The organism is Pseudomonas agronomica, assembly GCF_025917275.1.
Taxonomy (GTDB): domain Bacteria; phylum Pseudomonadota; class Gammaproteobacteria; order Pseudomonadales; family Pseudomonadaceae; genus Aquipseudomonas; species Aquipseudomonas agronomica.
The window spans coordinates 1-10,189 of the sequence record NZ_JAOSHO010000156.1; the positions used below are offsets into that span (position 1 = coordinate 1).

A 10,189-nucleotide genomic window follows, 5' to 3' on the forward strand; every position below is an offset into this window, starting at 1 on the left:
CCCGCCGCGACAGCGAGCGCCTGGGCCACATCATGGATGGCGTCGTCTTCCTCCAGTGGGTCGAGGCGATGCTCCAGTGTATTGAGCAACCTGCGGGTCGCGATGTTGAGCCGGGGATCGTTCGACAATCCACCCTCGATGAAGGGCAGGGGCCTGCCACCCAACACTTGCTGGATCAGTGACGGTTCGATGTAGGACATCCGGTAATGAAAGCCATCGCGGGTGCCTGCTTCGCCGTCATGAACCTCATCGGGGTGCAGCACGATGGTTCCACCAGGCTGGCTATGACGCTTGCTGTGCCGGTAGTTGAAGCTCTGGACGCCGGACAGGGTGAAGCCGATGGCGTAGGTGTCATGCCGGTGGGCGCTGTAGCCGTGACCACTGAAGTAGGCTTCGATGCGCTCCAGTTTTCTCGACTCAGGCGCGCGCACCAGCCAGTCGCTACGGTTATTGGGTTGAGCCATGGACGCGACCTCTCGTTGTTCGCTGCATACGATACTTCAGGATGGTCGGCCCGTGGACGGCTTCAGATTTCTTTTACGGGTGTCTCGCCGTGCGCGCTCTTGATCAACCCAATGACGTGCAGGCAGTCAGCCTTGTTCACGTAGGATTCACCGCTGGCGAGGGTTTCATGATTGCCGGCCCTCAAGCGCCAGCGCCACTGGCCTTGTCCGGAGCTTGGGGTGCCTCGGGTCTGTCGATAGATTTCAAAATACATCGGTTCGCTCCATGCGATTTATTTGTTCAGGACATGTTCTGTACATGTCGTCGCAAGCCTAGCCAAGCTGATAATTTTCGCTATTGGGAAAACGTTTCCAATGATTGTGAGATATTTCAGAAAATTGCAGCGCCTGCTACGTCGACTGGAACCAGGAGCAAGGGATGAACCGCAACGAATTGCGCAAGGCCGATATCAACCTGATGGTGGTTTTCGAAACGCTGATGCTCGAGCGCAATGTGACACGGGCGGCGGAAAAACTGTTCCTGGGCCAACCGACCATCAGCTCGGCCCTCAATCGCCTTCGGGCGATGTTCAACGACCCATTATTCATCCGCGTCGGTCATCGCATGGAGCCAACCGCCCGTGCAGAGGAAATCATTCAGCATCTGTCGCCGGCACTGGACTCACTGTCGGTGGCGCTGAGCCTGACCCATGATTTCGACCCCGCCAGCAGCAGCATGACATTCCGCATCGGCCTGTCGGATGACGTGGAATTCGGCCTGTTGCCGCCGCTGTTGCGCAGCCTGCGTCAGGAAGCACCCAACGTCGTGTTCGTGGTGCAGCACGTCGATTATTGGCGCATTCCCGACTTGCTTGCCTCAGGCGACATCACGGTCGGCATCAGCCAGACCCGGGGGCTGCCGGCCAATGCCAAGCGCAAGCTGCTGCGGCACATCCGGGCCCGCGTGCTGCGGGCCGATGCCTCGGATACACCGCTGACCCTGGATGAATACTGCGCGCGGCCCCAGGTGCTGGTTTCCCATACGGCCAACATTGCCGGCCTGGCAGACGAATGGCTGGCCGAAATCGGCCGCAAGCGCCACGTGGTGCTGTCGGTGCCACAGTACAGCGCCTTGCCGGCGTTGCTGGCCGGCACTGATCTGATCGCCAGCCTGCCGGACTACACCGCCACGGCCATGGCCGCTTCCGGCCAATTGTTCTGTGAACCTTTTCCCTTCGAGACGCCGACCGTGGATTTGTCCATGGTTTGGCTGAGCCACGTCGACAACGACCCGGCCGAGCGGTGGCTGAGGTCGCGGTTGGAGGCGTTCATGAGCGAACGGATGCCACTGGCGGACGAAACAAAACCTGCCTGACCCACCCCAGTCGAGGTATGGTTGCGTCGGTTGTCATCTCACCCTCGCTTTTTCGAATCGGAGTCGAAACATATGCCTCACCTGCACATGGAATACACCGCCAACCTGACCGAGCTGAACGCCGATGTCGCGCTGCTGCGCTTGAACAACGCACTGGTGGCGTCCGGTCAGTTCGCGGCTGAGCACGACATCAAGAGCCGTGCGGTGAAGATCGATACATTTCGGGTCGGCACTGGCATCGGCGAGCGCGGGTTCGTGCATTTGAAACTGGCGTTGCTCAGTGGCCGCTCGGCGGAGATCAAGAAGCAGTTGGCCGACAACCTGCTGGCCGTACTCCAGGATCTGGGACCCTGGCCCGCCGGTGTCAGTGTGCAGTTGTGCGTGGAACTGCTGGACATTGATCGTGGCCCTTATGCCAAGGCTGCCATCGGTCTTTAAGCTTCAGTGCCCAAGGCAAGCCTCGATGACCTGTTCACGCAACCAGATGTTGGCGCTGTCCTGATCGACGGCCAGGCTCCATTGCATGTCCAGGGTAAAACCAGGCAAGCCTTCAGGCGCGTCGTGGTGATGAAAACCCGCGTCATTGGCGAGCAGTTGCTGGATGCGGCGGGGCAGGGTGAGGATGAAATCGGTACCCGCGATCATCTTTAACGCCGCGCCGTAACTGTTGGCGCGCGCCGCGATCTGGTGTTGCTGCGCCTGCATCGCCAGCCAGCCGTCGATCATGTTGCTGGACGAAGCCCAGGGTGTCGGAAAAACGTGCCGGCGCTGTAGGAATGTTTCTAGACTCAGCGGCAGTTCCGGTCGTGCAGCCCGTTTATCCACGACACAGACCAGATCGTCGTCCAGCAGCGGCCTGGACTTGAGGTCGGCATGATTACTGTGAAAATTCGGGCCGAAGCAGACCACCAGGTCCAGGCTTCCATTGCGCAGTGCTTCGACGGGAATGTCCGCTTCGAGCTTGCGCACGTTCACCATCACCGGCAGCTCCGCGTGATTGAACCCCCGCAGCAGTCGGGGCAGGATCAGCTGTTCGAAGTATTCAGGCGCGCAAATATTGAAGGTGATCGCCTGGCGCCTGGGATCGAAGGTTGGCGATCCGGCGTGACACTGGTTGATCCGCTGCAGGATGGCGCGCACATGCTCGTACATTCCCTCGGCTTTATAGGTCGGGCGCATGCCGGTACGGCTGTTGATAAACAGTTCATCATCGAAACAGGCGCGCAGTTTCTTCAGGCAATAACTGACGGTCGACTGACTGACACACAGTGCTTCGGACACACCGGTGACGCTGCCTTGTTCATACACGGCGCTAAACACCATGAGGTCCTGCATGTCGAGCTTTCTGAGGGCGTTACTGTTCAGCATCCGTTCTGTCTCGCTGTGTCCTTGCGCGGATCTTGCGCAAACCAGGCGGGTGATCCTAGCGGAACGAGAGGCCGAGGAGAACGTTGAACACGGCGTCATTCGTTTGCTTATGTTTAGTTCGCCCTGATCCAAGCTCCATCAAATCCAGGTTTAATGATTCGAGGGGGCCGTGGGACGCTTGCTGGGTACAGTCTCTGTGATGCGCTCATGAACGGTTGGCCCTTGGTGCTCCGATACCTTTCATCCGCCGCGGTCGATCCGCTCGGCAGGACTACGCCCGTCATACCTCCATCCCTCAGTGCGCTGCCGTCCGAGCTGGCCTTCTGGGCCCTGTGGCATTGTCGTCACGCGCGTCCTCCAGACTCCCGTATTTCCTGTTGATCAAACACCGTGTTCGTCGCTGGCGAGCACAGACCGACGGCGCCTGGTCGCCCGTCCGACATGGAAATACGAGCCTTCTCATGAGCCTTGCCAAAAATACTTTCGCGCCCGTGCAGCACGCCCAGGCGTTCCTCGAACAAAACCCCGATATCGAACTCTTCGAGCTGTTCATTCTGGATAACAACGGCGTGCCACGGGGCAAGTTATTGCACCGGGACGAGTTGCTGGCGGTCTATGAAAATGGTCGGCCGCTGCCCAGCACCATGCTCGGGCTGACCCTCAATGGCGACGATGTGGAAAATTCAGGGTTGGTATGGGATGTCGGCGACATCGACTGCCGCGCCTACCCCCTCAGCGGCAGCTTGCAACGCATGCCGTGGCGGTTGATTCCCACCGCCGCCGTGCAGGTCGGCATGCATCCCGAGGAAGGAATGCCTGCGGCAGTCGCCGACCCGCGCCTTCTGCTCAGCCGGATGATCGACGTCTTGCAGGCCGACGGTTATTACCCGGTGATGGCGGCGGAGCTGGAGTTCTATCTATTGGATGCCCAGCGCGACAGCCAAGGCCGGCCGCAACCGGCGCGTGATGCAGACGGTGGCAGGCCACGGGCCACGCAAGTCTATGGTTTGCGCGAGTTGGAGCAGATCGAGCCGTTCCTGGCCGACCTTTATGCCGCCTGCAAACAGCAAGGCATTCCGGCCCGAACCGCTATTTCGGAATACGCACCGGGTCAGGTCGAAATCACCCTCGAGCACCGAACCGATGCCCTGCAAGCCATGGATGAGGCGGTGCGCTACAAACGCCTGGTCAAGGGCGTGGCACATAAACACGGCATGGCGGCGTGTTTCATGGCCAAGCCATTCGATCATCTGGCGGGCTCCGGCATGCACATGCACGTCAGCCTGGCGGACCGGGATGGGCACAACCTGTTTGCCAGCGAAGCCGCCGACGGCACGCCGCTTTTGCGCCAGGCGGTAGGCGGGATGCTCGAAACCTTGCTGGATTCGCTACTGATGTTCTGTCCCAACGCCAACTCTTACCGTCGGTTCCAGAGCAACAGCTATGCGCCGCTGGCGCCAACCTGGGGCGTGGACAATCGCACCGTGAGCCTGAGGGTGCCTGGCGGCCCGGCGTTTTCGCGACACATTGAGCACCGCGTCTGCGGGGCCGATGCCAACCCGTATCTGGCCGCCGCCGCGATACTGGCCGGGATTCATCGCGGCATACGGCAACAACGTGATCCCGGCGCGCCGGTCCAAGGCAATGGTTACGCCCAGGCGACCGAGTGGCTGCCCACCGACTGGCTTACAGCCTTGTGTACCGTTGAGGCTTCGGCCTGGGCACGAGAGGCGTTTGGCAGTGAGTTTCTGGGTGTCTATTTGGCGGTCAAACGCGCCGAATATCGCCAATTCATGGGGGAAGTAGGCGAGCAGGACTGGCGCTGGTATCTGAACCAGGCCTGACGCCGGCCCTGAAAAAGCTCCTTAAATAATTATTTACTCGCATCTTTTTCACGAAAAATTGATGGTGGGCTGACTAAAGTTTGTGCTGCCGTAGGAAATGAATTTTTCACATTTGTACGCGGCACTTTCTTTTCAAAGAGCAACTTCAGGAAGCCTCCAACCATCATGCCGACTATTAAAGCCGTGCGCCCCGAGTGGGTGACGCTGGCCGCCAGTGCCTTTTTGTTAGTGGGCTTCAACCTTATCCTCTGGCAGCACCTGCTGGTGATTACTGCATCGGATGGTCGCGGTCTGCTGCTGTGCCTGGCATTTGCGGTGATCGTGTTCTGCGCGTTCAACCTGGTGTTGACGTTGTTGGCGTTCCGGCCGGTGCTCAAGCCGCTGTTGATGTTGTTGTTCATGATCAGTGCCGGCGTGGCGTATTTCATGGCCCAATATGGGGTGTTGATTGATGCCGGCATGTTGCGGAATTTCGCCGAAACCAATGCCACGGAAGTTCGCGGCCTGTTGTCCTTGAAGTTGTTTGCCTATATCGCTTTATTGGGCGTCTTGCCCTCCTGGTTATTGTTCAAGACGCCCATTAGTTATCGCCGCTGGCCCAGGGAGTTATTAAGCAAGTTGCTGGTCGGCGTGGCCTCGGTTGCGGTGCTCGGCGCGGTGGCCATGATCAACTATCAAGGGCTGTCTTCGTTGTTTCGCAACCACCATGAACTGCATCTGATGGTGGTGCCGAGCAACTACATCGGGGCGTCGTTCGGCTATTTGCGCGAGCAGGTCGCGTCGGCCAAGCAACCATTCGTCACACTGGGCGAGGATGCAAGTCGCAACCCGGCCTGGCAAACCCATACACGAAAATCCCTCACTGTCCTGGTGGTCGGCGAAAGCGCTCGCGCCGAGAACTTCGGCATTCTCGGCTACCACCGCGACACCACTCCGCAACTGAACAAAGAGGCCGGGCTGATCGCTTTCACCGACGTGCATTCCTGCGGGACCGAGACGGCCGTGTCAGTGCCGTGCATGTTTTCCAACATGGGCCGCAAGAATTACGACGCCAGCAAGGCCAAGAATGAAGAGGGCCTGCTCGACGTGCTCAAACGCGCCGGGCTGGAAGTGATCTGGCGGGACAACCAGTCCGGCTGCAAAGGCACCTGCGATCGGGTCACGTTGCAGGATGTCAGCAACCTCAAGGATCCGACCCTCTGCGCCAATAGCGAGTGCCGCGACGAAATCCTGCTCCAGGGCTTGCAACATTTTATCGACACCCTCGACAAGGACACCGTGCTGGTGTTGCACCAGATGGGTAGCCATGGGCCGGAATACTTCAAGCGCTACCCGAAGGAATACGAGCATTTCACCCCGGTGTGCGAGAGCAATGCGCTGAACAATTGCAGCCGCGAGAGCATCGTCAACGGCTACGACAACACGCTGGTGTACACCGATCACGTGCTGTCGATGTTGATCGATTTGCTGCGGGCCAACCAGGACAAGGTCGACACCGCCATGCTGTATCTGTCGGACCACGGCGAGTCCCTTGGCGAATACAACCTGTTCCTCCATGGCACGCCCTACATGCTGGCGCCTGAGCAACAGAAACATGTGGCGATGCTGGCCTGGTTTTCCGACAGCTATCAGAAGTCCTTCTCGGTCGATACGCATTGCCTGCAAATGAGTCGGGACAAACCCCTGAGCCAGGACAACCTGTTTCACTCGATGCTCGGGCTGCTGGAAGTCAACAGCAAGGTCTACAACCAGGACCTGGATATGTTCGCCAGTTGCCGCAGTGCAGTGATCGATGGGGTGTTGGCCAAGGATTGATTGTCGTACACCTTTTTTTCACGTAGCCCTGTTTAACCTGTTGTTCAACCACTTTCCATGAGCCGTGAGTATGTCCGGGCAATCCCCCTCCACCGTCGAGCTTGAGTTCGCCAGGCAGCATGATCAGGAGCATGCGCAGATCTGCTGTCAACCGACGCCTCGGCGGCTGCGCCTGACCTTCTGGCGTGATGAGCAGCTGGCACGCAACGCCTTGAAGGTGGCCGGTGAGCCTGGGTTGGTGCTGGATGTCGCGTGTGGGGCGGGGCGGTTCTGGCCGGTGTTGGGCGAACATGCCAACCGAGTGATCCTGGCGGCGGACCCGTCGCCGGATACGCTCGATCATGCTCGCAGTCACCATGGCGGTGCGCTGCTCCAGCGGATCAAGACCTTCCCCAGCTCGGCGTTTACCCTCGGGCTGTCGGCGAACGCGGTGGACTGTATTTTTTGTCTTCAACTGTTTCTGCACATCCAGGCCAGCGAACATCGCCTGGCGTTGCTGCGCGAGTTTCACCGGGTCAGCCGCGACACGGTGATCGTGTCAGTCCAGATCGAGGGGCGTCTCAAGCTCGGCCAGTCTTCGCAACGAAGCCAGGCCGATAAGGCCAGCGTCGAAGCCGAGTTTCATGCGGCCGGTTTCAGCGTGGTGTGGCATCAGGATTTCCTGCCCGGCCTGGCGTTTAAACGGGTGTATGTATTGCGTAAGACCGGTTAAATGCAGATGTAGGACTATTCTTGCGTTTGCGCAGGCGATTTCTCTCAAGCTCTTGCTCCGTAGATGCTCGCAATCGCCGACGGCGATATATACTGCGCGCCATTCTTCAAGGGAGAGCCGTGTGGCCATCGATATTCACTGGATTCGCGACAACGATAGCCTCGGTCGGTTTTGCGCCGAATGGCAACAGTTGCCGTTCGTCGCCCTCGACACCGAATTCATGCGGGTCGACACCTTTTATCCCATCGCCGGCTTGCTGCAGATTGGCGATGGCAAAAGTGCGTACCTGATCGACCCCTTGACCATCGATAACTGGCAACCCTTGGCCGCGCTCCTGGAAAACCCGGCGGTGCTCAAGGTCTTGCACGCCTGCAGCGAAGACCTCGAGGTCCTGCTGCGCCTGACCGGCAGCCTGCCCGCGCCGCTGTTCGACACCCAACTGGCCGCCGCCTACCTGAACCTGGGTTTCTCCATGGGCTATTCGCGGTTGGTGCAGGAAGTGCTGGGCATCGAGTTGCCCAAGGGCGAGACCCGTTCCGACTGGTTGCAGCGGCCCCTGTCCGAAACCCAGATCAGCTACGCCGCCGAGGATGCAGTGCATCTTGCGGAAGTTTTCGTACAGCTGCGGCCGAAGCTTTCCGATGAAAAATACAGCTGGGTCTTGGAGGATGGCGCCGAACTGGTAGCCAACCTGCGCCGCGAAGTCGACCCGTACGAGGTGTACCGCGAGGCCAAGCTGGCCTGGAAGCTGTCCCGGGCGCAATTGGCCGTGCTACGTGAACTATGCGCCTGGCGCGAGCGCGAGGCGCGAGCCCGTGACCTTCCGCGCAACCGCATCATCCGCGAGCACTCGCTATGGCCCCTGGCCCGCACACAGCCAGATAACCTCGGTGCGCTGGCGAAGATCGAAGACATGCACCCGCGTACCGTGCGCCAGGACGGTGAGTTCCTACTGGACCTGATCAAGCGCGCAGGCAGCGTGCCACCCGAACAATGGCCGCCAGCGGTGCCCGAACCCTTGCCGATCGAGGCCTCGGCGCTGCTCAAGCGGCTCAAGGCGCAGGGGCAGGCTGAAGCCGAGCGGCTGGGCATTGCCCCGGAACTGATGTTGCGCAAGAAAACCCTCGAAGCCCTGATCAAGACTGGCTTTCCCGAGGGGCCTTATCAATTGCCCGATTCGCTGCGTGGCTGGCGCCGCGAGTTGATGGGCCAGGCATTGCTCGACAGCCTGGCCACCGCCGGAGAACAGCCTTGAAACGTATCTGCTCCATCTACCGCAGCTCGAAGAAAAACGAGATGTACCTCTACGTCCTCAAGAGCGAGGCATTGGCCCGGGTGCCCGAGCCATTGATGGCCGCGTTCGGCAAGGCCATCCATGCCTTCGACCTGGTATTGAGCCCGGAGCGGCAACTGTCCCGGGAGGACATCAACAAAGTGCTGGAAAACCTCGACACCCAGGGCTATTACTTGCAGATGCCTCCGGCTGAAGACGAATACATCGAGCATCTGCCCGAAGAATTGCTGCGACGCAACGACCCGGTCTGATACTTCGGGGCGCCCGTCCTGGGGCCTCTTGAACACTGAAATGATTATTGGCGATGGGCCGCATGGATGGAGCAACACTCTGTCGGCGGCCGTCTGCACTGTTTGGAAAGGTTTGATTCATGCGCGTTCTGATTGCCGAACACGACCACGCGGTCTATGCCCAGCTCTTGCGTCACGCTGCACCCGACATCGAGGTGCTGACCAGCGGCGATTCCGCCGAGCTGTCGCGGCTGGCGACTGATTGCCCGGTCTGGCTCGGCCAGCCTGACCTGTTGGCGACCCTGTTGCGTCAAGGCCACCGGCCCCGTTGGTTGCAATCGACCTGGGCGGGCATCACGCCGCTGCTGGCCGAGGGCCTGACGCGCGATTATCGCCTGACCCGCGCGGTCGGCATATTCGGTCAGGTAATGGCCGAATTTGTGCTCACCTATATGCTGGGGCATGAACGCGAAGTCCTGGCGCGATTGGTCAGCCAGGTGGAGCGCAAGTGGGACAACCGCCAAGGGCAAAGCCTGGCGGGGCGCAAGGTGTTGATCGTCGGGACGGGCGATATCGGCCAGCGGGTGGCGCAGTTCCTGGTGCCGTTTGGCGTGCAGTTGTACGGCATCGCCAGTGAAGCCCGTGAGTTGGCGCCGTTTATCGAGGTTGGGGTGTTGAAGGACTTGCCGCGTCTGGTGGGCGAAGCGGACTACGTGATCAACCTGCTGCCGAACACACCGGACACCCATGACATCTACGACGCGGCGCTGTTCAAGCAGTTCAAGCCCACTGGGTTGTTCATCAACGTCGGCCGTGGAGTGGCGGTGGTGGACGCGGATCTGGTGCAAGCCTTGAAGGAAGGGCATCTGGCCGGCGCGGTGATCGACGTGTGTCGCCAGGAGCCGTTGCCGCAGCGTCATCCGTTCTGGACGGCCTGGGGCCTGCTGTTGACCGGCCACAGCTCGGCACCGACCTCGCCGCCGATGATGGTGCAGTTGTTCCTGGAGAACCTGCGCGCCTACCAGTCGAGTGAAGCGCTGCGTGGGGAAGTGGATTTCAGTCGGGGTTACTGAAGCCCAACTTTACTCAAGGTGTGTGAGCCACCGTG

11 protein-coding genes are annotated in these 10,189 nt (G+C 60.0%); 8 read left to right on the forward strand and 3 right to left on the reverse strand.

Features of this window, described 5'->3' with window-relative positions; genetic code table 11:
- Window positions 1-464, reverse strand: a 464-nt coding sequence (locus tag OC610_RS13390) for an AraC family ligand binding domain-containing protein (protein WP_264428259.1), incomplete at its 3' end; no start/stop codon positions are given.
- Window positions 465-526: 62 nt separating this feature from the next.
- A complete protein-coding gene (locus tag OC610_RS13395) occupies window positions 527-718 on the reverse strand; it encodes a YegP family protein (protein WP_264428260.1) in 192 nt (63 codons plus the stop codon).
- Window positions 719-882: 164 nt separating this feature from the next.
- Here OC610_RS13395 and OC610_RS13400 point away from each other — a divergent pair, with 164 nt between their 5' ends.
- Together OC610_RS13400 and OC610_RS13405 are read left to right on the forward strand one after the other, a co-directional pair.
- On the forward strand, window positions 883-1,818 hold the full coding sequence (locus tag OC610_RS13400; protein WP_264428261.1) for a LysR substrate-binding domain-containing protein: 936 nt from the start codon (window positions 883-885) through the stop codon (window positions 1,816-1,818).
- Window positions 1,819-1,890: 72 nt separating this feature from the next.
- A complete protein-coding gene (locus OC610_RS13405; RefSeq protein WP_181286693.1) occupies window positions 1,891-2,256 on the forward strand; it encodes a 5-carboxymethyl-2-hydroxymuconate Delta-isomerase in 366 nt (121 codons plus the stop codon).
- 3 nt (window positions 2,257-2,259) lie between these two features.
- Here the strand turns inward: OC610_RS13405 and OC610_RS13410 are convergent, their stop codons facing one another.
- Window positions 2,260-3,186: a LysR family transcriptional regulator gene (locus OC610_RS13410; protein ID WP_264428272.1), complete on the reverse strand. Its 927-nt coding sequence runs from the start codon at window positions 3,184-3,186 to the stop codon at window positions 2,260-2,262.
- Between the two features lie 461 nt (window positions 3,187-3,647).
- Between OC610_RS13410 and OC610_RS13415 the strand changes: the two genes are divergently transcribed.
- The 6 genes from OC610_RS13415 to OC610_RS13440 all read left to right on the forward strand — a co-directional run bounded on the left by OC610_RS13415 (window position 3,648) and on the right by OC610_RS13440 (window position 10,154).
- Window positions 3,648-5,030 carry a glutamine synthetase family protein gene (locus tag OC610_RS13415; RefSeq protein WP_264428262.1) on the forward strand — a complete coding sequence of 461 codons (1,383 nt, stop codon included), beginning with the start codon at window positions 3,648-3,650 and terminating at the stop codon, window positions 5,028-5,030.
- Between the two features lie 165 nt (window positions 5,031-5,195).
- A complete protein-coding gene (locus OC610_RS13420) occupies window positions 5,196-6,845 on the forward strand; it encodes a phosphoethanolamine transferase (protein WP_264428264.1) in 1,650 nt (549 codons plus the stop codon).
- Between the two features lie 70 nt (window positions 6,846-6,915).
- Window positions 6,916-7,557, forward strand: coding sequence for a class I SAM-dependent methyltransferase (locus OC610_RS13425; RefSeq protein WP_264428265.1), 642 nt, complete (start codon window positions 6,916-6,918; stop codon window positions 7,555-7,557).
- 121 nt (window positions 7,558-7,678) lie between these two features.
- Complete coding sequence (gene rnd, locus OC610_RS13430) at window positions 7,679-8,812, forward strand: ribonuclease D (protein ID WP_264428267.1); 1,134 nt, start codon at window positions 7,679-7,681, stop codon at window positions 8,810-8,812.
- A complete protein-coding gene (locus OC610_RS13435; RefSeq protein ID WP_264428269.1) occupies window positions 8,809-9,102 on the forward strand; it encodes a YcgL domain-containing protein in 294 nt (97 codons plus the stop codon). The genes rnd and OC610_RS13435 overlap by 4 nt, the downstream gene beginning before the upstream one ends.
- A gap of 119 nt (window positions 9,103-9,221) precedes the next feature.
- A complete protein-coding gene (locus OC610_RS13440; protein ID WP_264428270.1) occupies window positions 9,222-10,154 on the forward strand; it encodes a D-2-hydroxyacid dehydrogenase in 933 nt (310 codons plus the stop codon).
- Window positions 10,155-10,189: the final 35 nt, after the last annotated feature.

What these genes read in the sequence shown, in the direction of transcription:
- OC610_RS13420 (WP_264428264.1), top strand. Translation starts at nt 5,196, where the DNA reads ATGCCGACTATTAAAGCCGTGCGCCCCGAGTGGGTGACGCTGGCCGCC.
- OC610_RS13440 (WP_264428270.1), top strand. Translation starts at nt 9,222, where the DNA reads ATGCGCGTTCTGATTGCCGAACACGACCACGCGGTCTATGCCCAGCTC.
- OC610_RS13425 (WP_264428265.1), top strand. Translation starts at nt 6,916, where the DNA reads ATGTCCGGGCAATCCCCCTCCACCGTCGAGCTTGAGTTCGCCAGGCAG.
- OC610_RS13415 (WP_264428262.1), top strand. Translation starts at nt 3,648, where the DNA reads ATGAGCCTTGCCAAAAATACTTTCGCGCCCGTGCAGCACGCCCAGGCG.
- OC610_RS13395 (WP_264428260.1), bottom strand. Translation starts at nt 718, where the DNA reads ATGTATTTTGAAATCTATCGACAGACCCGAGGCACCCCAAGCTCCGGA.
- OC610_RS13410 (WP_264428272.1), bottom strand. Translation starts at nt 3,186, where the DNA reads ATGCTGAACAGTAACGCCCTCAGAAAGCTCGACATGCAGGACCTCATG.
- OC610_RS13400 (WP_264428261.1), top strand. Translation starts at nt 883, where the DNA reads ATGAACCGCAACGAATTGCGCAAGGCCGATATCAACCTGATGGTGGTT.
- OC610_RS13405 (WP_181286693.1), top strand. Translation starts at nt 1,891, where the DNA reads ATGCCTCACCTGCACATGGAATACACCGCCAACCTGACCGAGCTGAAC.